At 65.4% G+C, this 23,829-nt stretch carries 27 protein-coding genes; 20 read left to right on the top strand and 7 right to left on the bottom strand.

Going from position 1 to position 23,829, the window contains the following annotated elements; all coding sequences use genetic code 11:
* From H8A95_RS17305 to H8A95_RS17290, 4 genes are all read right to left on the bottom strand, one after another.
* The coding region (locus H8A95_RS17305) for an ABC transporter ATP-binding protein (protein WP_229184205.1) at positions 1-469 on the bottom strand (469 nt) is incomplete at its 3' end.
* The gene (locus tag H8A95_RS17300) at positions 466-1,299 is read right to left on the bottom strand and encodes an ABC transporter ATP-binding protein (RefSeq protein ID WP_229184204.1); all 834 of its coding nucleotides are present in this window, start codon (positions 1,297-1,299) and stop codon (positions 466-468) included. The genes H8A95_RS17305 and H8A95_RS17300, both read right to left, overlap by 4 nt.
* A complete protein-coding gene (gene livM / locus H8A95_RS17295) occupies positions 1,296-2,621 on the bottom strand; it encodes a high-affinity branched-chain amino acid ABC transporter permease LivM (RefSeq protein ID WP_338027865.1) in 1,326 nt (441 codons plus the stop codon). The genes H8A95_RS17300 and livM overlap by 4 nt, the downstream gene beginning before the upstream one ends.
* Before the next feature lie 10 nt (positions 2,622-2,631).
* Positions 2,632-3,549: an ABC transporter permease subunit gene (locus tag H8A95_RS17290; protein ID WP_018272404.1), complete on the bottom strand. Its 918-nt coding sequence runs from the start codon at positions 3,547-3,549 to the stop codon at positions 2,632-2,634.
* Positions 3,550-3,851: 302 nt separating this feature from the next.
* Here H8A95_RS17290 and H8A95_RS17285 point away from each other — a divergent pair, with 302 nt between their 5' ends.
* Entirely contained in the window at positions 3,852-3,998 is a 147-nt protein-coding gene (locus H8A95_RS17285) for a hypothetical protein (RefSeq protein WP_229184203.1), read from the top strand.
* A gap of 264 nt (positions 3,999-4,262) precedes the next feature.
* Positions 4,263-4,790: a hypothetical protein gene (locus tag H8A95_RS17280; RefSeq protein ID WP_229184202.1), complete on the top strand. Its 528-nt coding sequence runs from the start codon at positions 4,263-4,265 to the stop codon at positions 4,788-4,790.
* On the opposite strand, the gene H8A95_RS17275 is transcribed toward H8A95_RS17280, so the two are convergent.
* From H8A95_RS17275 to H8A95_RS17265, 3 genes are all read right to left on the bottom strand, one after another.
* Complete coding sequence (locus H8A95_RS17275; RefSeq protein WP_229184201.1) at positions 4,770-5,162, bottom strand: carboxymuconolactone decarboxylase family protein; 393 nt, start codon at positions 5,160-5,162, stop codon at positions 4,770-4,772. The two genes, H8A95_RS17280 and H8A95_RS17275, sit on opposite strands and share 21 nt — an antisense overlap.
* 115 nt (positions 5,163-5,277) lie before the next feature.
* Positions 5,278-6,060, bottom strand: coding sequence for a 3-oxoadipate enol-lactonase (gene pcaD / locus H8A95_RS17270; protein ID WP_229184200.1), 783 nt, complete (start codon positions 6,058-6,060; stop codon positions 5,278-5,280).
* A 344-nt stretch (positions 6,061-6,404) separates the two neighbouring features.
* Positions 6,405-7,760 carry a 3-carboxy-cis,cis-muconate cycloisomerase gene (locus H8A95_RS17265; RefSeq protein WP_229184199.1) on the bottom strand — a complete coding sequence of 452 codons (1,356 nt, stop codon included), beginning with the start codon at positions 7,758-7,760 and terminating at the stop codon, positions 6,405-6,407.
* Between the two features lie 211 nt (positions 7,761-7,971).
* Between H8A95_RS17265 and H8A95_RS17260 the strand changes: the two genes are divergently transcribed.
* The 18 genes from H8A95_RS17260 (at position 7,972) to H8A95_RS17175 (ending at position 23,828) form a co-directional block, all read left to right on the top strand.
* Positions 7,972-8,418 (top strand): SRPBCC family protein, encoded by a 447-nt coding sequence (locus tag H8A95_RS17260; RefSeq protein ID WP_016840413.1) that lies wholly within the window; start codon positions 7,972-7,974, stop codon positions 8,416-8,418.
* Positions 8,419-8,586: 168 nt separating this feature from the next.
* On the top strand, positions 8,587-9,072 hold the full coding sequence (locus tag H8A95_RS17255) for a (2Fe-2S)-binding protein (RefSeq protein ID WP_016840414.1): 486 nt from the start codon (positions 8,587-8,589) through the stop codon (positions 9,070-9,072).
* 37 nt (positions 9,073-9,109) lie between these two features.
* Positions 9,110-9,916 carry an FAD binding domain-containing protein gene (locus tag H8A95_RS17250; protein WP_229184198.1) on the top strand — a complete coding sequence of 269 codons (807 nt, stop codon included), beginning with the start codon at positions 9,110-9,112 and terminating at the stop codon, positions 9,914-9,916.
* A 99-nt stretch (positions 9,917-10,015) separates the two neighbouring features.
* On the top strand, positions 10,016-10,921 hold the full coding sequence (locus tag H8A95_RS17245) for an AAA family ATPase (RefSeq protein ID WP_229184197.1): 906 nt from the start codon (positions 10,016-10,018) through the stop codon (positions 10,919-10,921).
* Between the two features lie 184 nt (positions 10,922-11,105).
* On the top strand, positions 11,106-12,308 hold the full coding sequence (locus H8A95_RS17240) for a vWA domain-containing protein (RefSeq protein WP_229184196.1): 1,203 nt from the start codon (positions 11,106-11,108) through the stop codon (positions 12,306-12,308).
* 10 nt (positions 12,309-12,318) lie between these two features.
* The gene (locus H8A95_RS17235) at positions 12,319-12,642 is read left to right on the top strand and encodes an XdhC family protein (protein ID WP_229184195.1); all 324 of its coding nucleotides are present in this window, start codon (positions 12,319-12,321) and stop codon (positions 12,640-12,642) included.
* 167 nt (positions 12,643-12,809) lie between these two features.
* The gene (locus H8A95_RS17230) at positions 12,810-13,511 is read left to right on the top strand and encodes an XdhC family protein (protein WP_229184194.1); all 702 of its coding nucleotides are present in this window, start codon (positions 12,810-12,812) and stop codon (positions 13,509-13,511) included.
* Positions 13,508-15,112: an NTP transferase domain-containing protein gene (locus H8A95_RS17225; RefSeq protein ID WP_229184193.1), complete on the top strand. Its 1,605-nt coding sequence runs from the start codon at positions 13,508-13,510 to the stop codon at positions 15,110-15,112. The genes H8A95_RS17230 and H8A95_RS17225 overlap by 4 nt, the downstream gene beginning before the upstream one ends.
* A gap of 289 nt (positions 15,113-15,401) precedes the next feature.
* On the top strand, positions 15,402-15,752 hold the full coding sequence (locus H8A95_RS17220) for a DUF4189 domain-containing protein (RefSeq protein WP_420839402.1): 351 nt from the start codon (positions 15,402-15,404) through the stop codon (positions 15,750-15,752).
* Positions 15,753-15,955: 203 nt separating this feature from the next.
* Positions 15,956-16,366 (top strand): DUF2000 family protein, encoded by a 411-nt coding sequence (locus H8A95_RS17215; protein ID WP_229184192.1) that lies wholly within the window; start codon positions 15,956-15,958, stop codon positions 16,364-16,366.
* Between the two features lie 168 nt (positions 16,367-16,534).
* Positions 16,535-16,717 (top strand): hypothetical protein, encoded by a 183-nt coding sequence (locus H8A95_RS17210; RefSeq protein WP_229184191.1) that lies wholly within the window; start codon positions 16,535-16,537, stop codon positions 16,715-16,717.
* A gap of 21 nt (positions 16,718-16,738) precedes the next feature.
* Positions 16,739-17,464: a TetR/AcrR family transcriptional regulator gene (locus H8A95_RS17205; protein ID WP_233287085.1), complete on the top strand. Its 726-nt coding sequence runs from the start codon at positions 16,739-16,741 to the stop codon at positions 17,462-17,464.
* Entirely contained in the window at positions 17,461-18,246 is a 786-nt protein-coding gene (locus H8A95_RS17200; protein ID WP_229184190.1) for an HlyD family secretion protein, read from the top strand. Before H8A95_RS17205 ends, H8A95_RS17200 begins: the two co-directional genes overlap by 4 nt.
* Complete coding sequence (locus H8A95_RS17195; RefSeq protein WP_229184189.1) at positions 18,243-19,202, top strand: ABC transporter ATP-binding protein; 960 nt, start codon at positions 18,243-18,245, stop codon at positions 19,200-19,202. The genes H8A95_RS17200 and H8A95_RS17195 overlap by 4 nt, the downstream gene beginning before the upstream one ends.
* 5 nt (positions 19,203-19,207) lie before the next feature.
* The gene (locus H8A95_RS17190; RefSeq protein ID WP_229184188.1) at positions 19,208-20,371 is read left to right on the top strand and encodes an ABC transporter permease; all 1,164 of its coding nucleotides are present in this window, start codon (positions 19,208-19,210) and stop codon (positions 20,369-20,371) included.
* 50 nt (positions 20,372-20,421) lie between these two features.
* A complete protein-coding gene (locus H8A95_RS17185) occupies positions 20,422-21,735 on the top strand; it encodes an adenylate/guanylate cyclase domain-containing protein (protein ID WP_420839401.1) in 1,314 nt (437 codons plus the stop codon).
* A 73-nt stretch (positions 21,736-21,808) separates the two neighbouring features.
* A complete protein-coding gene (locus H8A95_RS17180; RefSeq protein WP_229184187.1) occupies positions 21,809-22,537 on the top strand; it encodes a GntR family transcriptional regulator in 729 nt (242 codons plus the stop codon).
* 46 nt (positions 22,538-22,583) lie between these two features.
* Positions 22,584-23,828 (top strand): MFS transporter, encoded by a 1,245-nt coding sequence (locus tag H8A95_RS17175; protein ID WP_229184186.1) that lies wholly within the window; start codon positions 22,584-22,586, stop codon positions 23,826-23,828.
* The last annotated feature ends 1 nt before the right edge of the window (position 23,829 follow it).

Raw genomic sequence — 23,829 nt, 5'->3', positions numbered from 1 at the left:
GGCCGATCGCCAGCATCTGCTGCTCGCCGCCCGACAGCGTGCCGCCGCGTTGTGCGACGCGCTCCTTCAGGCGCGGAAACAGCGCAAACACGCGCTCCAGCCCGGCTTCGCGCTCGGCTTCCGTGCATTCGGTGGCGTCGGCGCCCATCTGCAGGTTCTCCGCGACGCTCATGCGCGGAAAGATCCGGCGGCCCTCGGGCGATTGCGCGATGCGCTGCCGCGCGATCTCGTGGGTCGGCACGCCGGTGATGTCGTGGCCATCATATTCGATGGTGCCGGCGCGGGCGCGCGGCCGGCCGAAGATCGTCATCATCAGCGTCGACTTGCCGGCGCCGTTGGCGCCGATCAGCGCGACGATCTCGCCGGCATTGATCTCGATGTCGACGCCCTTCAGCGCCTCGATCTTGCCATAGGCCGCACGCACGCCGCGTACCGCGAGCAGGGGTGTTGTTGCTTGCGCCGCGGTCACGTGCCGCTCTCCATCACGGCGATCGCCTCTTCCTCGTCGGCGCCGAGATAGGCGGCGATCACCTTGGGATCGTCGCGCACGGCCTGCGGTGTGCCTTCGGCGATCTTGACGCCGTAGTCCATGACCACGACGTGATCGGAGATTTCCATCACGACCGACATGTCATGCTCGATCAGCAGGATCGAGGTGCCCTGTTCGTTGCGGATCGACAGCAGCAGCTCGTTGAGCCCGCCGCTCTCGCGCGCGTTCAGTCCGGCTGCCGGCTCGTCGAGGCAGAGCAGGGCGGGTTCGGTGCACATCGCACGCGCGATCTCGAGCCTGCGCTGGTCGCCATAGGGCAGATTGCCCGCGGCATCGTCGGCGCGGTCGAGCAGCCCGACGCGGTCGAGCCAGGCCCGCGCCAGATCGATCGCGCGGCGTTCCGCCTCGCGCCAGGACGGCAGGCCGAGCAGGCCCAGCACGGTCAGGCCCGAGGCGCGCATCAGCGCGTTGTGCTGGGCGACCATCAGATTCTCCAGCGCGGTCATGCCGGGAAACAGCCGGATGTTCTGGAAGGTGCGCGCCACCTTGGCCTGCTTGGAGATGCGGAAATCGTTCAGCCGCTCGAGCTGGATGGTGCGGCCGTCATCATGGGCGAGACGGATCGCGCCGCCGCTCGGCCGGTAGAAGCCGGTGATGCAGTTGAACACCGTGGTCTTGCCGGCGCCGTTCGGCCCGATCAGCGCGGTGATCTTGCGCCGCTCGGCGGCGAAGGAGAGCTCGTTGACCGCAACGATGCCGCCGAAGCGCATCATCAGGCGGTCGACGGTGAGGATATGGTCGCCGCTCATCCGTGGCCCTCCTTGACGAGGTCGGACGAGATCGCCTGGTTGCGCTCCAGGAACACGGTCGGCGCGCGATGGCCGATCAGGCCGCGCGGCCGCCAGATCATCAACAGCACCATCGCGATACCGAACACCAACATGCGGTATTGATCGAAGCCGCGGAACAGTTCGAAGCCGCCGATCATCGTAAGCGCGGAGAGTGCTACGCCGAGCTGCGAGCCCATGCCGCCGAGCACGACGATCGCCAGCACCAGCGCCGATTCCTGGAAGGTGAAGGATTCCGGGCTGATGAAGCCCTGCCGCGTGGCGAAGAACGCGCCGGCAAAGCCGCCGAACATCGCACCGGTCGCGAATGCCGTCAGCTTGGTGGTCGTGGTGTTGATGCCGAGCGCGCGGCAGGCGACCTCGTCCTCGCGCAGCGCTTCCCAGGCGCGGCCGATCGGCAGCCGCCGCAGCCGGATCGTCACCCAGTTGGTGAGCAGCGCCATCGCCAGGATCAAATAGAACAGGAAGACGAGGCGATGGGTCGGCGAGAACTCGATGCCGAGCCTGGCGGCGAGCCCGCTGTCGCTGTTATCGAGCGGAATGCCGAACATGGTCGGGCGCGGAATTCCCGATACGCCGTTGGGGCCGCCGGTCAGGCTTTGCCAGTTGATGATGACGAGGCGGATGATCTCGCCGAAGGCGAGCGTCACGATCGCGAGATAATCGCCGCGCAGCCGCAGCACCGGAAAGCCGAGCAGTACGCCCCAGAACGCCGCCAGGATGCCGGCGAGCGGCAGGCAGACCCAGAACGACAATCCGAAATTGGTGGCAAGCAGCGCGTAGGAATAGGCGCCGACCGCATAGAAGGCGACATAGCCGAGATCGAGCAGGCCGGCGAGGCCGACCACGACGTTCAATCCCCATCCCAGCATCACATAGGTCAGGACCAGGATCGAGAGGTCGAGAATGTAGCGCTGGTCGTAGAAGATGACCGGCACGAGGAAGGCGAACACCAGCAGCGCGGGCGCCAGCCAGCGGCCGGCGAACGACATCGCTGACTGCACCGGCTTCGGAACGAGGCTGTCCTTGTCGATCGGCCCCCACCATTGCCGCAGCAGCTCGACGATGATGCTGCCGCCGAACACCGTGGCGACGAGGGCCGCGAGGTCGCCGAACCGCGTCCAGTAGATCAGGCCGCCTTGCGGTCCGGCCTCGGTGCGCACGCCGATCATCAGCGAGAACAGCACCAGCGCGACGAGCGCGCTGATCAGGGCTTTCTTGAGAATGAAGGCGCCGCCCGAGGGCTGCGCGGCATGCGAGGGTCGGGCTGAGGTCGCGCTCACGAAGTGCCTGTCAGACTTTTTCGACTTCGGGACGGCCAAGCAGGCCGGTCGGCATGAAGATCAGCACCACGATCAGGATCGAGAACGCGGCGACGTCCTTGTACTCCACCGAGAAATAGGCCGACCAGAACGTCTCGATCAGGCCGATCGCAAGCCCGCCGAGCATTGCGCCCGGCAGCGAGCCGATGCCGCCGAGCACGGCGGCGGTGAATGCCTTGATGCCGGCGACGAAGCCCATGAAGAAATCGACCAGGCCGTAATACAGCAGGTACATCATGCCGGCGACGGCGGCGAGCGCGGCGCCGATCACGAAGGTCATCGAGATGGTGCGGTCGACGTCGACGCCGAGCAGCGCGGCCATGGTCTGGTCCTGCTCGCAGGCGCGCATGTCGCGTCCGAGCCGCGTGCGCGAGACCAGCCAGGTGAACAACGCAAGCACCACGATGGTGGCGAGCACGACCATGATCTGGATGTTGGAGAGCTGAACGGCGAAGCCCTGCGAGCCCTCATGCAGCGTGTAGCCGCCGGTGATGATCGGCGGCACCGGTTTGACGCGCGCGCCCTGCGACACCTGCGAGAAGTTGGTCAGCACGAACGACATGCCGATCGCCGACAGCATCGGCGCCAGCCGGAACGAATGCCTCAGGGGTCGGTAGGCGATGCGCTCGATGGTCCAGCCATAGAGCGCGGTGATCGCCATCGAGACCAGCAGCACGATCAAGAGGATCAGCGGGATCGCGGTGAGGCCGAGCGACACCAGCACCAGGAACGAGATCAGCGCGATGAAGCCGCCGATCATGAAGATGTCGCCATGAGCGAAGTTGATCATGCCGACGATGCCGTAGACCATCGTGTAGCCGATGGCGATCAAGCCGTAGATCGAACCGAGCACGAGGCCGTTGATCAATTGCTGGGCGAAATAATCCATGCGCTGCCGTTAGTCCCCACTTCGCTCGAAAACGCTACGTCGCGAGTGACGCGGCGAGGGCCCCCGGCAGCCTGATCCGTCGCGTCGTGTCATTTTCTAACAGCGGAACCCCGGCGGCGGCAACAGCGTGGCAGCAGCAGAAAGGGCTTGTACATAACTACTTTGGCGGCTGCGGTTCCGATGTCACAGGGGCGACACGTGGTTGCCTTGCAATGATCACGCCGGAACCCGTGTTCCCCGAGCAACTGCGCTCCTGGCGCGCGCGTTGTCCCCAGCTTCATGAAAGCAAAGGGAGTAGCCGCATGAGCAATCAGAACCAGAAGCCGGACCAGCAAGGCCAGAAGCCTGGTCAGAAGCCGGGCCAGCAACAGCAGGGTGGCGGGCAGAAGCCCGGCCAGCAGCAGCAGGATCCGGGCCGGCCGGGCGAGACCCCCGATCCGGAGCGCTAGTCCGGAGACGTTGAGCAAGCGCCGTCAGCAAGTGACGCTGGCAGGAGCAGTTCCGGAAGGGTCTCGCCGCAAGGCGGGACCCTTCTTTTTCGCGCCGTTTTGGCACGGCGCCGACCGTTCCCCGGACCATCCCCAAGCCGGTTAATCCCCAGCCCGATTAAGGTAAACAAAGGGTTTAAATTGCCGCCGGCAATCGATCGGCGTTACCTCGCAGGCTGAACCGTCGCCGATCTGAAAGGCGCCGGAGAGAGACGGGAAGCGGCAATGTCGAACAACTGGCGGATCAGCTCCTTCAACGGCGCGCTGCTTGCGGCCTATTTCATTCCGGTCTGGACCATCATCGCCTTCAGCATCATGGTGTCGCCGATCCACGGTCTCTATGAGCGGCCGAGCGTGTCGATCGCGCTGTATGCGAGCGACTATCTGCACCTCTCGAAGATGGCGACGGTACGGCTCGCATGGCTCCTGGCGCTGGCGCGGATCACCGTGGTGGCGTTCTTCGCTGTCTTCCTCGCGATGACGGCCTTTTCGCCGCTGCGCAAGAAGAGCAGCGGCAGCGACGAGGCGCTTGCGGTCGCGCTCTGCCTCGGCAGCGTGCTGAGCTTCGCCAGCATGATGATGGCCTCCAGGGTCGGCGAGATCGAGGCGCTGCGCATGCATGCCGCAGAGCTTCTGATGCTGCTCGGCACCGCGATCGTGATGCTGTTCGAGACGTCGCCGAAGCGGGCCCTCGAGGCACCCGTCGCCGAGGCGGGCGCGCCGACCGGCGAGCTATCCCTTCAGCAGCCCTAGTTCGGCAATGATCGCGCCGGCTTCCTTGACGGCGTGATTGGCGGCGGGCACGCCGCAATAGATCGCCTGCTGCAGCAGGATCTCCTTGATGTCGTCGGGCGTGAAGCCGCCTTCGGCGAGCGCCGCGCGCACATGCAGGCGGAATTCGTCCCACTGGCCGAGCGCGACCATGGTGCCGATCACAAGCACGCGGCGGGTGCGGTGATCGAAATGCGGCCGGGTCCAGATGTCGCCCCACGCATAGCGCGTGATCAGGTCCTGGAAATCGGTGTTGAACGCGTTGCGGTTCTTGATCGACTTGTCGACCCATTCATTGCCGAGCACCTTGCGGCGCTGCGTCATGCCGTCGTCGCGGCGCTGATCGTCGTCCATTGATGTCTCCTCCTCGTCATTGCGAGGAGCGAAGCGACGAAGCAATCCATGTCTCGGCAGGCGGTGACATGGATTGCTTCGCTCCGCTCGCAATGACGTCCATTGCTGCTTGCGTTTAACGTTGCGTCAGGAAGCCGACCACGGCTTCGGTGAATGCATGCGACTGCTCGACATTGGAAATATGTGCGGCATCGAGCAGCGTCATGCTTGCGCCGGGAATGCCGCTGCGGATCATCTCGCCCGCCGACACTGGCGTTGCCATGTCCTGCTTTCCAGCGATCACCAGGGTCGGGCTCTTGATTTTGGGCAGCAGCGCGCGCTGGTCGAGCGTCGACAGCGCCTCGCAGCAGGCGAGATAGCCCTCGACGGGGGAGGCGACCAGCATCGCCTTCATGCGCGCCGTGGTCTGCGGCTCGCGCTCGCGGAAGTCGGCGGTCAGCCAGCCCGCGATCACGGTGTCGGCGACGGCGGCGATGCCGCCTTCCTTGACCGCCTTGATCCGATTCAGCCAGTTGGTCGGATCGGGATAGTAGCAGGCGGTGTTGGCGAGGATCAGCTTGCCGAACCGCTCAGGCGCGTTGGCGCCGAGCCATTGCCCGACCATGCCGCCCATCGACAGGCCGCACCAATGCACCTTCTCGATGTTGAGGTCGTCGAGGATCGCGAGCACGTCGCGGCCGAACCGCTCCATCGAGTAGGGGCCGGCCGGCACGCCGGACTTGCCGTGACCGCGGCGGTCGTAGCGGATGACGCGGAACATCTGCGTCAACGCCGGCATCTGTGGCTCCCACATCTGCAAGGTGCAGCCGAGCGAGTTCGACAGCATCAGGGTCGGTCCGCCGTCGCGGCCGTCCACCTGGACGTTGAGCAGGCACCCGTCGGCGTTGATCATCGGCATCGTGTGTTCCTTGTCATAAAAGCAGGCCCCGGTCGTTTCGGCTAGCGTCGCGCGGCCAAGAGGTCGGCCAGTTCACGCCATCGCCACTCCATCTCCTGCCTCATTTGCTTGTCGTAGTCAGGGTCCCTGGAGCGTATGTCGATGTCGTCGGCAAAGTTGACTAGCCTCCGCCACGACTTGTTGGCCGCTTTTTCGACATCGCGATCTTGGGGATCGAACGCGATGGTCCTAACGTACTGAACGTCAACGTTCTCGCCAGCTGCTGCGCGCTTCAGGGTTTCGATGAGCTCATCTATCCCTTGCGTCATAAGCCACCTTTGCGCTGTTCCCGCATTCGCCAATTTTCAGGATTCCTCGATCGAGGAGAGCAATCGGTCGATCAGCGCTTGCGAGGCGCCCTGATAGGCCATCGGCTCGAACAGGTCTGCGATTCTCTTGGCGTCGAGATGCGCGGTGACCTTGGCATCCGCCGACAGCACGTCGCGCAAATGCTTCTTCTCCGCGACCGCTTTCTTGCTGGCGGCCTCGATCAGATGATGGGCGTCGCTCTTGCCGATCTTCTCGGCCAGCGCAAAGGTGACGGCCTCCGCCATGATCAGCCCATGGGTGGCATCGAGATTGGCGCGCATCCGCGCCGCATCGACCTCGAGCCCTTCGGCGAGATCGACTGTCGCGGCGAGCGCGCCCGAGGTCACCAGCATCAGGCCCGGCAAGGTCGGCCATTCCGCATGCCACGGGCCGGCGCTGCGCTCATGATCCTGCACCTGTGCGGCAAAGATCGTCGCGGCGAGATTCGGCGCCATGGTCGCAGCTCCCAGCGCGCTCGCGGCGGCGACCGGATTGCGCTTGTGCGGCATCGTGGAGGAGCCGCCGCGGCCGGCGCCCGCGGGCTCGAAGGCCTCGCCGACATCGGTCTGCATCATCAGCGAAACGTCGCGCGCGATCTTGCCGCAGCTGCCGGCGAGGATCGCGAACACCGACGCGGCCTCCGCGATGCGGTCGCGGTGGGTGTGCCAGGGCGCATCGGGCAAGGGCAGGTCGAGCTCTTTCGCCAGTGCTGCGGCGACCGAAAGTCCCTTGTCGCCGAGTGCGGCGAGCGTGCCGGCGGCACCGCCGAATTGCAGCGCCAGCGTTTCGCGGCGCAACCGTTGCAGTCGCTTGCGCGAGCGATGCAGGGCTGCGGCATATTCGGCGAGCTTCAGTCCGAACGGCATCGGCAGCGCATGCTGCAACCAGGTCCGCGCCACCATTGCGGTGTTGCGATGGGCGCGGGCGAGGCCGGCAAAACCCGCAACGGCGCGGTCGAGGTCGGCGAGCAGCGCATCGATGCCGGCGCGCAGCGACAGCATGGTCGCGGTGTCGATGACGTCCTGGCTGGTCGCGCCCCAATGCACATAGCGCGCCGCCTCGGCATCCGCCTTGGCGACATCGGCGGTCAGGGCCTTCACCAGCGGGATCGCCAGGTTGCCGGACCGCGTCGCAGCGTCGGCTAGCGCTGCGAGGTCGAATGATTCGGCTTTGCAGGCCGCGGCAATCGGTCCGGCGCTCGCCGCGGGAATTACGCCGCAGGCCACCTCGGCGCGGGCCAGCGCGGCCTCGAAATCCAGCATGTTCTGCAGCGTGGCGGTATCGTCGCACACCGCGCGCATCACGGCGCTCGACAGCATCGGCGCAAGCAGGGGAGAAATGGCTGTGCTCATGGCGCGCGACCTAACCACTCCCGGGCGTCGCTGCCAATGCCCCGGCGTTGCCGTCATTTTCGGCAGTGTGGATCGCGCGATTTCGTGAACTGCGGGCTCGGCTTGCTGCGGTTGCGAATATGCATCGCTCATCCTCCGAAGGTGCCCTTTCCTTTGCGCCCCGGCTGCTTTACTTGGGGGAAAAGGTTCTTAGCGATCGAGGAGGTCCCCCATGGCCATGACAATGACCGGCGAAGTCCAGCTTGCAGCGCCGCGCCAGGCTGTGTGGGACAAGCTCAACGATCCCGAAGTGCTGAAGGCCTGCATCCCCGGCTGCGAAGAGCTGGAGAAGACCGACGAAGGCGGCTTCCGCGCCACCGCGAAGATGAAGGTCGGCCCGGTCTCCGCCCGCTTCAAGGGCAAAGTTACCTTGAGCGATCTCGACCCGCCGAACGGCTACAAGATTTCGGGTGAAGGCGAGGGCGGGGTCGCGGGCTTCGCCAAGGGCGGCGCCACCGTCGGCCTCGCCGACAAGGATGGCGGTACGCTTCTGAGCTACAACGTGGAAGCGCAGATCGGCGGCAAGCTCGCCCAGCTCGGCCAGCGCCTGATCAATGGCGCCGCCAAGAAGCTGGCCGATGAATTCTTTGCAAATTTTGCCAAGGCGGTGCAGGGTTAGCCCTGCTTTCCGGCTGGATTATCTGGGTCCGGCCAAGTCTTCCCGCTATGTCCTGGATGGGTGGCTCCAAAGGTTGCCCATCGCGGGGCGCGCCCATATTATGCCGTCTGGAATGATTTTAAACCGCCTGCTTCGCCGATATGCGGCGGCGCAGATAAGAGAGTGCTGATGGCCAAGATTTCAATGATCGTGAACGGCAACCCCGTTAACGCCAATGTCGACCCCCGTACCCTTCTGGTCCAGTTTCTGCGCGAAAATCTGCGGCTGACCGGTACGCATGTCGGCTGCGACACCTCGCAGTGCGGCGCCTGCGTCGTGCACCTGGACGGCAAGGCGGTGAAGTCCTGCACGACGCTTGCGGTGATGGCCGACGGTCATGAGGTCAAGACCATCGAGGGGCTGGCGGCCGATGGCGCGCCGCTGCACCCGATGCAGGAGGCCTTCCGCGAGCATCACGGCCTGCAGTGCGGCTTCTGCACGCCGGGCATGATCATGACCGCGGTCGACCTGGTCCATCGCAAGGGCCACGAGCTCTCCGACGAGGTGATCCGCGAGGAGCTGGAAGGCAATCTCTGCCGCTGCACCGGCTACCAGAACATCGTGGCTTCGATCGCCGCCGGCGCCAAGGCGATGGCCAAGTCGGATCTAGCTTAATCAGCCATTCGTCGCGATCTGCGATCAGGACATTCCAATGTACGAATTCAAATATCATCGTCCCGGCACCGTGCGGCAGGCCGCCAACCTGCTGGTGAAGAACGAGGACGCCAAGTTGATCGCCGGCGGTCACACGCTGGTGCCGGTCATGAAGCAGCGGCTCGCGAGCCCGCCGCATCTGGTCGACCTCTCCCACATCGAAGGTCTCAACACGATCGAGATGAAGGGCCGCTCGCTGGTGATCGGCGCTACCGCCAAGCACGCCGAGGTCGCGAACTCCGCGATCGTGGGTGAGGCGATCCCGGCGCTGGCCGAGCTTGCCGGCCTGATCGGCGATCCCGCCGTGCGCCACCGCGGCACCATCGGCGGCTCGCTCGCCAACAACGATCCGACCGCGGACTACCCGGCCGCGGTGCTGGCGCTGGGGGCGACCATCGTCACCAACAAGCGCCGCCTCAAGGCCGAAGAGTATTTCCAGGGCCTGTTCTCGACTGCGCTCGAGGCCGACGAGATCATCACCAAGGTGATGTTCCCGCTGCCGAAGAAGGCGGCCTACGTCAAGTTCCGCAACCAGGCCTCGCGTTATGCGTTGGTTGGTGTGTTCGTGGCCAAGCGTCCGTCCGACGTGCGCGTCGCGGTCACCGGTGCAGGCTCCGACGGCGTGTTCCGCGTCGCCGCGTTCGAGGAGGCCCTGAAGAAGCGCTTCTCGCACAAGGTGCTCGACGGCATCGCGGTTCCGGCCGAAGGGCTGAACAGCGACCTGCACGGCAGCGCCGAATACCGCGCGCATCTGGTCGGCGTTTTGACGCGCAGGGCGGTGGAAGCCGCCAACGCCAAGGACTAAATCCAGGGACTAGATCCAAGGGACTAGATACGACCTAGATCCCAAGGATTAGATCCAAGGCGTGATGTTGCTAACCCCTGTTCGAAGACTGGCTGTTCCATGAGTGCATCGGCGTTACCCACTTCCGTCGATGCGCTCGAGGGGCTGTTGACGTCGCGCGGCTATCTCGCCGAGCGGTCGCTCGCGACCGTCACCTATCTGGCGCTGCGCATGGGCCGGCCGCTGTTCCTCGAAGGCGAGGCCGGCGTCGGCAAGACCGAGATCGCCAAGGTCCTGTCGGCGGCGCTCGGGCGCAAGCTGATCCGCCTGCAATGCTATGAGGGCCTCGACGTCGCCTCCGCCGTCTATGAGTGGAGCAGCGCGGCGCAGATGATCGCGATCCGGCTCGCGGAAGCCTCCGGCGACACCGATCGCGACCAGCTCGCGAGCGACATTTTCGCCGAGCGCTTCCTGATCAAGCGGCCGCTGCTGCAGGCGCTCGAGCCCGACGTCGCTGGGCCCCCGGTGCTCCTGATCGACGAGCTCGACCGCGCCGACGAGGCATTCGAGGCGTATCTTTTGGAAATCCTCAGCGACTTCCAGGTCACGATCCCGGAGCTCGGCACCGTGAAGGCGCCGGCGCCGCCGATCGTGATCATCACCTCGAACCGCACCCGCGAGATCCACGACGCGTTGAAGCGGCGCTGCCTCTATCACTGGGTGGACTATCCCACGGCCGACCGCGAGCTGGCGATCGTCAAGTCGCGGGTGCCGAACATCTCCGCAAAACTGTCGGCGCAGGTCGTCCGCTTCGTGCAGGCGCTGCGCAACCAGGATTTCTACAAGTCGCCGGGCGTCGCCGAGACCATTGACTGGGCCACCGCGCTGTCCGAGCTCGACGCCCGCTCGCTGACGCCGCAGGTGGTCGGCGACACGCTGGGCGCGCTGCTCAAGTATCAGGACGACATCGGGCGCATGCAGGGCGATGCGTTGCAGAAGACATTGAAGGAAGCGACGAGCGACTAGCCGTCATTCCGGGGCGCGCCATCCGAACTCGGGTTTACCCGAGTTCGGCAGACTTAAGCGTCCAAGTCGGCAACAGCCGACTTGGATGGCGCGAGCCCGGAATCCATCGGGCCGCGTTGACGCTGAAGAGTGGATTCCGGGCTCTCGCTTCGCGATCCCCGGAATGACGGGAGTGGATAGTTCGATGCCCATCAACCACCTCGCGCCTCCAACCGGCCACATGGCCGACAACGTGATCGGCTTTGCCCGCGCGCTGCGGGCGGCCGGACTGCCCGTCGGGCCGGGCTCGGTGATCGATGCGCTCGACGCGTTGCAGCTGATCGAGGTCGGACATCGCTCCGATTTCTACGCCACGCTGGAGGCGATTTTCGTCAAGCGCCACGAGCATGCGCTGATCTTCCGCCAGGCCTTCATGCTGTTCTTCCGCGCCGCCGAGGAGTGGAAGAGCATGCTGGATTCGGTGCCGCTGCCCGACCACGCCAGGAAGAAGCCGCCGCCGGCCTCGCGCCGGGTCCAGGAGGCGATGGCGCAGCCGGCGAAGACCGAGGAGCGGCCGCAGGCCCAGGAGCAGGAGCTCAAGCTCTCGGTCTCCGACAAGGAGATTTTGCAGAAGAAGGATTTTGCGCAGATGACCGCGGCCGAGATCGCCGAGGTGACGCGCGAGATCGCCAAGATGCGGCTGCCGCAGGCCGAGCTCGTCACCCGCCGCTACCAGCCGGACGCGCGGGGACTGCGGCTCGACATGCGCCGCACCGTGCGCAACTCGCTGCGTACCGGCGGCGAGATCATCGACATCAGGAAGCTCGGCCGGATCGAGAAGCCGGCGCCGATCGTGGCGCTGCTCGATATCTCCGGCTCGATGAGCGAGTACACCCGCCTGTTCCTGCACTTCCTGCATGCCATCACCGACGCCCGCAAGCGGGTCTCGGTGTTCCTGTTCGGCACCCGCCTGACCAATGTGACGCGTGCGTTACGGGCGCGTGACCCCGACGAGGCGCTGGCGAGCTGCTCGTCCTCGGTCGAGGACTGGGCCGGCGGGACCCGGATCGCGACCTCGCTGCACACCTTCAACCAACTCTGGGCCCGCCGGGTGCTCGGGCAGGGCGCCATCGTCCTCCTTATATCCGATGGACTAGAACGGGAGGCGGATGCCAAACTGGCCTTTGAAATGGACCGTTTGCACCGCTCCTGCCGCCGCCTGATCTGGCTCAACCCGCTGCTGCGCTATTCGGGCTTCGAGGCCAAGGCGCAGGGCATCAAAATGATGTTGCCCCACGTTGACGAATTTCGCCCGGTGCATAACTTGACGTCCATCAAGGGCTTGATCGGGGCGCTGTCATCCCCGCCGCCGGCGCACCACCGCAGCCTGATCCGTTCTGTTGCTTGAGGAGATACTCATGCTCAACCGCGACGAAGACATCCTTCAGGCCGCCGAGACCTGGCAGAAACAGGGCCACGGCGTGGCGCTCGCCACCGTGGTCGAGAGCTGGGGCTCGGCGCCGCGCCCGGCCGGCTCCAGCCTCGTTATCAATGACGACGGCACATTCTTAGGGAGCGTCTCCGGCGGCTGCGTCGAGGGCGCGGTCGTGACGGAAGCGCTCGACGTGATCGCAAGTGGTCAGCCAAAAATGCTCGAATTCGGCGTCGCCGACGAGACCGCCTGGAATGTCGGCCTGTCCTGCGGCGGCACCATCCGCGTGTTCGTCGAGAAGGTCGGGTAGTGCCGCCGATTTGAAGTTCCTGTAGTGTATGCCGCGCGTGCGGTCAGGAACTTCAAATCGATAAGCGGCACTACAATCGTTAAGTTGCAAGTGCCCCTCTTGTTTCCGAAGTTCGTACGAGAGGGCGCCGCGAGAGAGGTACGAACTTCGGAAACGGGGCACTTGCCGTGAAGCTGGAAATCCTCAAAGAGCTGAACGCAGAGCGCGCCGCGCGCCGTCCGGTGATCATCGTCACCGACACCGCCAATGGCGATCAGCGCCTGGTCAAGGCCGCGGACATCGCCGCCGATCCGCTGCGCGCCGAACTTTCAAAACAGCTGCGGATGGGCAAGAGCGGCAACGTCGAAGTTGCGGGCAAGAAGCTGTTCCTCAACGTCTACGCGCCGACCGCAAAGCTCGTGATCATCGGCGCGGTGCATATCAGTCAGGCGCTGGCGCCGCTGGCGCGCTCGCTCGACTATGACGTCACGGTCGTCGATCCGCGCACGGCGTTTGCAAGCCCGGAGCGTTTCCCTGACGTGCCGCTGGTCGCCGAATGGCCGGACGTCGCGCTGCCGCCGCTCAACGTCGATCACTACACCGCGTTCGTCGCGGTCACGCATGATCCGAAGATCGACGATCCGGCGCTGCTGCACGCCTTCGACCGCGACTGCTTCTATATCGGCGCACTCGGTTCGCGAAAGACCCATGCCAAGCGCGCCGAGCGGCTGCGCGCGCAGGGCGCGAAAGATAGCGACATCGCGCGCATCCACGCGCCGATCGGGCTCGACATCGGCGCGGTGTCGCCGTCGGAGATCGCGGTTGCGATCATGGCCGAGATCACCGCGCAGCTGCGTCTGCCTCCCAAAGAAAAAGAAGAAGCGGCATGAAATTCGGTCCCGCCAGTCCGGCCGACGCGATTGGGGGCGTCACCGTGCATACGCTCCGCCAGGGCGCGCTGGTGCTCAAGAAGGGCACCACGATCGGCCCTGCGGAGGTCGAGGCGCTGACCAAGGCCGGCGTCAAGGACGTCGTCGTGGTGCGGCTGGAGCAGGGCGACGTCTCCGAGGACACAGCTGCCGCCAGCATCGCACAGGCGGTGGCGGGCGAGGGCGTCAATGTCGAGCGCGCCTTCACCGGCCGCGCCAATCTGTTCGCGGCGCGCCCCGGCGTGCTGGTGGTCGACCGCGCCGCGGTCGATCGCATCAACGGCGTCGACGAGGCCATCACCTTTGCCACGCTTGCGGCATACAAGCCGGTGGTCGAAGGCGAGATGATCGCAACCGTCAAGCTGATCCCGTTCGGCGTCGAGGGGCGCTTGCGTGATGCCGCCGTCGCGGTGGCCGGCAGGGATACGCTGCGGATCGCGCCTTACGTGATCAAGAAGGTCGGCGTGGTCTCGACGCTGTTGCCGGGCCTTGCACCGAAGGTGATCGACAAGACGCTGCGCGTCACCGCCGAGCGTCTGGCGCCGGCCGGGGCGACCATCATCGCCGAGCGGCGCGTGCCGCATGACGAAACCGTGCTCGCAAGTGCGATCAAGGAGTTGCTCGGCTTAGGCGCCGAACTCGTCATCGTCTTCGGCGCCTCGGCGATCGCCGATCGGCGCGACGTGATCCCCGCGGCGATCACCGAGATCGGCGGCGCGATCGAGCATTTCGGCATGCCGGTCGATCCCGGCAATCTGCTCTTGATCGGCAGCGCCGGCGGCGTGCCGGTCTTGGGCGCGCCGGGCTGCGCGCGCTCGCCGGTCGAGAACGGGTTTGACTGGGTGCTGATGCGGCTGCTCGCCGGCATCAAGGTGACGCGGTCGGATCTCACCGGCATGGGCGTCGGCGGTCTTCTGATGGAGATCGTGACGCGGCCGCAGCCGCGCACCGTGCCGGACACCGAAGGCAACCGCAACGTCGCGGCGATCGTGCTCGCCGCCGGCCGTTCGACCCGGATGGGCGGCCCCAACAAGCTGCTCGCCGAGCTCGACGGCAAGAAGCTCGCGCGCATCGTCGCCGAGCAGGCGCTGGCCTCGAAGGCCTCGGAGGTGATCGTCGTCACCGGGCATCAGGCCGATCTGGTCGAGCAGGCGCTTGATGGCCTCAAGGTCAAGTTCGTCCGCAACCCGGATTTCGCCGGCGGTCTCGCGAGTTCGGTGAAGGCAGGCATCTCGGCGGTCTCCGACAGTGCCGACGGCGCGGTCGTCTGTCTCGGCGACATGCCGCTGATCGATGCGCAACTGATCGACCGCCTGATCGAGACCTTTGCCCCCGATCGAGGCCATCTGATCGCGGTCCCCGTCAGCGAAGGACGCCGCGGCAATCCGGTCTTGTGGTCGCGGCGTTTCTTCAGGGAATTGATGACGCTCGACGGCGACATCGGTGCCCGCCATCTGATCGCCAAGCATGCCGAGGTGGTCGCCGAGGTCCCGGTCGAAGGCAACAGCGCCTTCCTCGACATCGATACGCCGCAAGCGCTGGAAGCCGCAAGGCGCGGTTAGCTCTATCCACCGTCGTCCCGGCCAAGCGAAGCGCGAGCCGGGACCCATAACCACATGTGTGGATTGTCTTGCAGGGCTGGGGCCGCTTCCCCGCCTGTTGCAAAGATCAGTGGTTATGGGTCCCTGCTTTCGCAGGGACGACGCGCGGATGAGGCCCGCCCATCAACCCGTCATTCACCATCTAGCAACGACCCCTGCGTACAGTCCGCGCCGGACTTTGGGGGATTTCCGCTTGATCATTTCGACCGCCGCCGCGCAGCGTCGCGCGCTGACGATTCTCGTCCTGACATTGCTGCTCGGCGCCACGCGTTTCTCCGTGGAAACCTTCGTCCCCAAGGCGCACGCAGCCGGCGCGTTCGCGGTCGGCAAGTGCGGGGCGTATGGCCAGGCCTACGACTATCCGGCGGAAGGTGCTGCGCGTGCCGCGGCGCTGAAACAGTGCAAGGGCGATTGCACGACGGTGACCATGAAGCGCGCCTGTGCCGCGCTCTCGATCGACATGAAAAATCCGTGCGGCGCGCACGGCTATGCGGTCGCGCCGAAGATCTCGGGCTCGCTCAATGCCGCCACCCGCAAATGCTACGAATATGGCGGCAAGGAATGCGTGATCCGCGCCTGGGCCTGCGACGCCAAGGGCTGATCGCGGGCGGCGTGCCAGCGATCAAGGTCTGGAGCCCGGATGAGCGCAACGACATCCGGATGCAACCGCTTCCGCACATAGCCGCACTCACGCGGGCTGCGCTGCTTGCTCTTGCAGGAAACGAACGCCGCTGCTTGACGGGCAGGTGAGGTCTGCACCGTCCGGTCTGGTGTTTGCCGGCTGCCTGCCGCTAGACTTGCGCCATGCAGTTCGACACCAAGATCGCGGTCGTGATCCGCACCGACCTGGAAGTCTGGCAGAAGCTCAACGTGGCGTCGTTTCTGGCCGGTGGCATCGCGGCTTCCTTTCCGGAGTGCATCGGCGAGAATTACGAGGACGGCTCGGGGACGAAGTATCTCTCTTTGATCGGCCAGCCGATCCTGATCTATGGCGCCGACCGCGCGCAGTTGTCACGCGCGCTCGAGCGCGCACTGGCGCGCGATGTGAAACCTGCGCTCTACACCGAGGACATGTTCAAGACCACGCATGATGCCGCCAACCGCGAGGTGGTGAGGGCGGTGGCGCGTAGCGAGCTCAATCTGGTCGGCCTCGCTTTTCGCGCCGAGCGCAAGGTGGTCGACAAGATCCTCGATGGGCTGAAGTTTCATACGTAACGCGCCGTCTCTCTCTCTCTCTCTCTCTCTCTCTCTCGTCATTCCGGGGCTCGCGAAGCGAGAGCCCGGAATCCATTCATCCGGGAGGTATGCGGCTCGATGGATTCCGGGCTCGCGCTACGCGCGCCCCGGAATGACGAAGAGGGTGCTTCTTGTTGCGCGGGACCCATGGGTGCGATCGGCCCCGGCTTTGCCCTGCGTCGTCTGATCGACAGACGGGCGAAAATAACCAGCAAACTCTGGCTTTTAGGTCGCGATAACGCGGCTGCAGGCCCGTATCCAGGATCGACCCCACAAAAGGAACATCTGCTGCCGGCGAGCGTTTTCCTTGATCACATTGACAATGACTGACCAGTCAGTCATAATATCCCTATGACAAAACGCACCGAAAGCACAACCCGCACCCAGCCCGCCAGCCGCCGGACCACGATCCGGGCTGCCGCGGCGAGGATCCCGAAAGTGGCCTCGGCAAAGCTGCCCGAGCCGAGGCCGCCGGCGAACCGTGCGGAGAAATCCGCGGAGCGGCGCGCTGCGATCATCGAGGCGGCGATGGATGAGTTCATCGCGCGGGGCTATGCCGCGACGCGGCTCGACGACGTCGCCAAGCGCGCGGGCGTCGCCAAGGGCACGCTCTATCTCTACTTCAAGGACAAGGAGACGATGTTCGAGGAGCTGATCCGCACCGCGCTGGTGCCGCTGATCAGCCGCATGACCGCGCTGCCGACCATCACCGGTCCGGTGCGCGACGCGGTGGAGGGATTTGCCGAGACCTTCATCCGCGAGGTCGTCTCCACCCGGCGCGGCGACATCATCCGCCTGATCGTGTCCGAAGGGCCGCGCTTCCCGGCGATCGCCGATTTCTATTTCCGCGAGGTGGTGTCGAAGGGCCTGACCGGCATGAAGGCGCTGGTCCAGCTCGCGATTACGCGCGGCGAGATCAAGCACCGCGAGCTAGGAGACTTTCCGCAACTGGTCGTCGCACCGGCCATCGTCGCGGTGATCTGGCAGAGCCTGTTCGCCCGGCACGCGCCGCTCGATGGGCTCGCGATGTTCAAGGTGCATCTCGATCTGATCTTCGGCGAACGGAGGAAGACATGACCGCGTCGCGCCTGATGAAGCTCGTGACAGCCGTTGCGCTGGCGGCGGCGCTGGCAGGTTGCAAGGAGAAGCGGGATCCGGGCTTCCAGGGCTGGGTCGAGGCCGACATGATCTTCGTCAGCCCCGACGAATCCGGCCGCGTCATCAAGCTCAACGTGCGCGAGGGCGACGAGGTCAAGCCTGGCGATCTCATCTATTCGGTCGACGACGATCTGCAGCGCGCCGATCTCAACCAGAACAACGCGACGCTCGCGAATGCCCAGCAGAGCTATGACCGCGCAGCCTCGCTGCGCGGCACCGGCGCCGGCACCCAGGCCAACCTCGATTCCGCGGTCTCGGCGCTGCGCGTCGCAGAGGCGCGCGTCGTCACCTCGCAGACCCGGCTCGATCGTCGCAAGGGCTTTGCGCCGATCGCGGGCTCGATCCAGCAGATCTATTTCCGCGAGGGCGAGATGGTGCAGGCGCAGCGGCCGGTGTTGTCGATCATGCCGCCCGGCAACATGAAGCTGCGCTTCTTCGTGCCGGAGACCGAGCTGCCGAAGCTCGCGCTCGGCGACGAGGTAAGGGTGACTTGCGACAACTGCGCCAAAGACCTCACCGCGAAGATCTATTTCATCGCCACGACGGCGGAGTACACGCCACCCGTCATCTACAGCCTCGATGAGCGCAACAAGCTGGTCTATCTGATCCAGGCGCGGCCGAGCCGGCCCGATGTCCTGCGTGTCGGTCAGCCGATCAGCATCTACCTCAATCCGAAGACGCCGGTGGCGGAGCGCAGATGAACGGCGGCCCCACCAGCACGCAGCCCGGCGCATCTTCCATCGCGATCGATGTGAAGGGTCTGACCAAGTCGTTTGGCGGACGCGAGGTGGTCCATGACCTGTCGATGCAGGTCAAGCGCGGCTCGATCTATGGCTTCCTCGGCCCCAACGGCAGCGGCAAGACCACGACTATCCGCATCCTGTGCGGGCTGCTGACGCCTGACAGCGGCGAGGGCACCTGCCTCGGCTACGACATCCGGCGCGATGCCGACAAGATCAAGCGCAAGGTCGGCTACATGACGCAGCGCTTCAGCCTCTACCAGGATTTGTCGGTGCGCGAGAATCTGGAGTTCGTCGCACGGCTCTACGGCATGCCGGACGCGCGCGGCGCGGCGCGCGACATGATCGCACGGATCGGACTGAAGGGCCGCGAGGAGCAGCTTGCCGCCAATCTCTCCGGCGGCTGGAAGCAGCGGCTGGCGCTCGGTGCCTGCACGCTGCCCAATCCGCAATTGTTGCTGCTGGACGAGCCGACCGCCGGCGTCGATCCCAAGGCGCGGCGCGATTTCTGGAACGAGATCCACGCGCTGGCCGCTGAAGGGCTTACCGTGCTGGTCTCGACCCACTACATGGACGAGGCCGAGCGCTGTCACGAGATCGCCTACATCGCCTATGGCCACCTGCTGGCTCACGGCACTGTGGACGAGGTGATCGCGGCCTCCGCGCTATCGACCTGGACGGTGACCGGCGAGGACTTCAACGGCCTGATGGCCGAGCTCACCGGCAAACCGGGCGTCGACATGGCAGCGCCGTTCGGCACCAGCCTGCATGTCTCGGGCCGCGACAAGGCAGCGCTCGAGGCTGCCATCGCACCCTATCGCAGCAGTCCGAAATGGCACTGGCAGGCGAGCGAGCCGTCGCTCGAAGATGTCTTCATCGATCTGATGGGGCGCTCCACGGATAACTTCCAGGGATAATTGCCATGAGCGCAACGGACACGATCAAGAACAGTGAGGCGAGGGAGCCGGCGTTCGGCTTCTGGCGGCGCAGCTATGCGATGCTGGTCAAGGAATTCATCCAGCTTCGCCGCGACCGCGTCTCGTTCGCCATGATCATCATGCTGCCGGTGATGCAGCTCACGCTGTTCGGCTACGCCATCAACACCACGCCGCGCAATTTGCCGACCGCGGTGCTGACCCAGGAGGACACCGATCTCGGACGTTCGATCCTGAAGGCGATGGAGAACACCGCCTATTTCCATTTCGTCCGCGAGGTCCACACCGTCGAGGAGTTCGACGAGCTGCTGCAGTCCGGCAAGGTGCTGTTCGGGGTCGAGATCCCGCGCGGCTTCGAGCGCGCGGTGCGGCGTGGCGACCGGCCGGCGCTTCTGGTCGCGGCCGATGCCACCGATCCGGTTGCGTCGGGCACGGCGCTTGGCACGCTCGGGCCGCTGGTGCAGACCGCGCTGGCGCATGACCTGCACATCGGCGATCCCCCGGATATGCCGTTCGAGATCCGCGCCCATGCCCGCTACAATCCGGCAGCGGACTCGCGGCTCAACATCGTGCCCGGCCTGGTCGGGACCATCCTGACCATGACCATGCTGATCTTCACCGCGCTCTCGGTGACGCGCGAGATCGAGCGCGGCACCATGGAGAGCCTGCTGTCGATGCCGATCAAGCCGGTCGAGGTGATGTTCGGCAAGATCATCCCCTATGTGCTGGTCGGTTTCATCCAGGCCACGCTGATTATCGCGATCGGCATCCTGCTGTTCGGCGTGCCGGTCCTCGGCAGCCTGACGCTGCTGGCGCTGCTCACCACGCTGTTCATCACCACCAATCTGTCGATCGGCTACACGTTCTCGACCATCGTGCAGAACCAGCTGCAGGCGATGCAGCTCTCGATGATGTTCTTCCTGCCGAGCATCCTGCTGTCCGGTTTCATGTTTCCGTTCGCAGGCATGCCGGTCTGGGCGCAATATATCGGCGAGGGGCTGCCGCTGACCCATTTCGTGCGCATCGTCCGCGCCATCATGCTGAAGGGCGCGGCGATGCAAAACCTGCAATACGACACCATCGCGCTGGTGGCACTGATGCTGTTCGCCATGACCGTCGCCGTGACGCGCTTCCGCCGCACGCTCGATTGAGGCAGAATGATGCAAGGAGCCATTCTGGCGTGGTGACCGAGGCGATGACGATGGCTGGCTGGTGGGGCCGCGGGAAGACAATGCAGGCGACGACCGTATCCGCCGATTTCCACCATGCCCTGATGCGCGAGGTGATGACCACCGAGCTGCTCCGCGTCAAGGTGCTGATCGGTACCGCCGTGATGCTCGGCGCGATCAGCCTGCTGGTGTATCTGTTCGCGCCGGAGGCGGTCAGCCGGGTCTGGCACGGCAACCTCAGCCCGGTCTACATTTTCTACGTCACCGGTCCGCTGATCCTGTTCGAGATCTGGGTGCACGGTGCGATCACCTGGTACATGCGCAAGGACCGCGACCTGCCGGTGATCCGGCGCTACATCGGCGTGCTGGTCGAGACCTCGCTGCCGACCGTGGTGCTGGCGCTGCATATCGACAGTATGGGACGCCAGGAGGCGCTCGGCTTCGTGGCGCCGCTGATCTATTTCGTCTTCATCATCCTGTCGACGCTGCGGCTCGACTTCTGGCTCTCGACCTTCACCGGCTTCGTCGCGGCGACCGAGCTGTTCTACATGGCGGTGTTCTTCCACGCGGCGGATGGTGTCGCGGCCGATCAGGGCATCTACTATCACGCAGCGCGCAGCACGATCATCCTGATCTGCGGCGTGCTGGCCGGGGCGGTCGGCCTGCAGTTGCGGCGACAGTTCGCCGCCAGCATTGCCGCTGCCACCGCGCGCGATCGCATCACCAATCTGTTCGGCCAGCACGTCTCGCCGCAGGTGGTCGAGCGCCTGATGGCTGAGGGCACCTCTACCGGGAGCGACATCCGCCGTGTCGCGGTGATGTTCGTCGATTTCCGCAGCTTCACGGCCGGCGCGCGCACGCGTTCGCCGCAGGAGGTGGTGGATCGGCTCGACGGCGCCTTTGCCGTGCTGGTCGATATCCTCGATCGCCACGGCGGCATCGTGAACAAGTTTCTGGGCGACGGCTTTCTCGCGCTGTTCGGCGCGCCGTTCGAGGCAGGCGATGCCGCGCATCAGGCGGTCGCTGCCGCCCGCGAGATGCTGGCGGCCAATGAACGCACCAACGCGGCGTCGAGCTGGCCGCTGCGCATCGGCATCGGCATCCATGTCGGCGAGGTCGTCGCCGGCAATATCGGCTCGCCGCGACGCAAGGAATACACGGTGATCGGCGACACCGTGAACTTCGCCGCACGGCTCGAGGCGCTCAACAAGGAGCTCGGCTCGCAATTCCTGATCTCGGCTGCCGTGCGCGATGCGCTCGGTGACGACTGCAAGGACGCCGTCTCGCGCGGCGAGATCCCGGTGCGGGGTTACGAGCACCCGGTGCCGGTCTGGCAATTGGGATAGGCCGTAACATCGTGAGGCCAAAGGTATCAAGGTAGCTATTGACGCGCTGTCATCTACTCATATAGATGACTAGATGAATTCAGCTCTCGACGACCGCCTGCCGCGCTACCAGCGTCTCCGCGACGATCTCGCGGCGCGCATCAACCGCAATGAATGGCGTCCGGGGGATCCGATCCCGTCGGAGGCCGAGCTCGGCGCGCATTACGGCGTCGCGATCGGCACCGTGCGCAAGGCGATCGATCAGCTCGTCAACGACGGCGTGCTGGAGCGCCAGCAGGGCCGCGGCACCTTCGTGCGTCGCGCGCGGTTCAATTCCTCGCTGTTCCGCTTCTTCCGCTTCCAGTCCGAGAGCGGCGAGCGCCGCGTGCCGCAAAGCCGGATCCTGCGGCGGAAGACGATGCCGGCGACAACAGCGGTGGCGTCGGCGTTGCGTATTTCCGTCGGCGAGCCCGTCATCAGCCTGTCGCGCCTGCGTTTGATCGACGACGTGCCGCTGCTCGCGGAGGAGATCTGGCTCGAGAGGTCGCGCTTCGAGGCGATCCTGTCGCTCGACACCGCCGAGTTCGGCGACTTGCTGTATCCGCTCTACGAGGATCGCTGCGGCCAGGTCGTGGTCTCCGCCGATGAAATCCTCACCGTCGAGATCGCGAACGAGATGCAATCGCGCCTGCTGCGGCTGGAAGCCAACGCGCCGCTGATCATGGTCGAGCGCCTTGCCTTCGATCTGGAGCGGCGGCCGATCGAATGGCGCCGCTCACGCGGGCCGGCGGATCGCTTCCGCTACCACGCCGAGATCAGATGAGCGCGGCAACCAAATAAAACAACACAAGACGTTTCAGGGAGGAATGATGGCAAACTGGTACAGCGAATGCTCGCCGCTCGAACGGCGCACCTTCTGGGCAAGTTTTGGCGGCTGGGGGTTGGATGCACTCGACGTCCAGATGTTCAGCCTTGCGATCCCGGCGCTGATCGCAGCGTTCGGGATCAGCAAGGCCGATGCCGGACTGCTCGGCTCGGTCACGCTGTTCTTCGGCGCGTTCGGCGGCTGGCTCGGCGGCGCGCTCGGCGATCGCTTCGGGCGGGTGAAAGCGCTGCAGATCACGGTCGCGACCTTTGCGCTTGCGACCTTCGCCTGCGCGTTCGCGATGAGCTACACCCAGCTCCTGGTCCTGAAGGCGATCCAGGGCGTCGGCTTCGGCGCCGAATGGGCCTGCGGCGCGGTGCTGATGGCCGAGATCATTCGCGCCGAGCATCGCGGCAAGGCGCTCGGCGCGGTGCAGAGCGCCTGGGCGGTGGGCTGGGGCGCGGCGGTGCTGCTGTCGGCGCTGGTGTTCACCTATGCGCCGGCCGAGATCGCCTGGCGCATCCTGTTCGCCGTCGGTCTGATCCCGGCGCTCTTGATCCTGTACATACGCCGCGGATTGAAGGAGCCGCCGCGCGCCGCATCGCGCGCAGCCGAGCCGCCGTTCTTCGCGACGCTCGCCGGCATCTTTCACCGCGATGTGCTGCGGTCGACCTTGATCGGCGGCCTGTTCGGCATCGGCGCCCATGGCGGCTACGCGGCGCTGACGACATTCCTGCCGACTTATCTCCGCGAGGTGCGGCATCTCTCGGTGCTCGGTTCCAGCGCCTATCTCGCTGTGATCATCGTCGCCTTCTTCTGCGGCTGCGTGGTCTCAGGGATCATCAGCGACCGGATCGGGCGGCGCGCCAACGTGACGCTGTTCGCCGCCGCATGCGTCGTGACGGTGCTGGTCTACATCTTCGCGCCGCTCTCCAATTCGCAGATGCTGGTGCTGGGCTTTCCGCTCGGCTTCTTCTCGGCGGGCATTCCCGCCAGCATGGCGGCGCTGTTCAGCGAGCTGTACCCGGCGGGCGTGCGCGGCACCGGCGTCGGCTTTTGCTACAATTTCGGCCGCATCGTCTCGGCGGCGTTTCCCTTCCTCGTCGGCTACCTCAGCGATCACATCGGCCTTGGTGCGGCGATCGGGATCGACGCGGCGTTTGCTTATTCGCTGGTTCTGGTCGCGGTGCTGATGCTGCCGGAAACCCGCGGCAAGGTTTTCGAGCAGGCCGCCGCCACGCGCGCGTGAT

The sequence above is a fragment of the Bradyrhizobium oropedii genome, from assembly GCF_020889685.1.
Classification (GTDB): Bacteria; Pseudomonadota; Alphaproteobacteria; order Rhizobiales; family Xanthobacteraceae; genus Bradyrhizobium; species Bradyrhizobium oropedii.
Note: the sequence above shows the minus strand (reverse complement) of the source record. Positions and strands in the feature narration are given on the sequence as shown.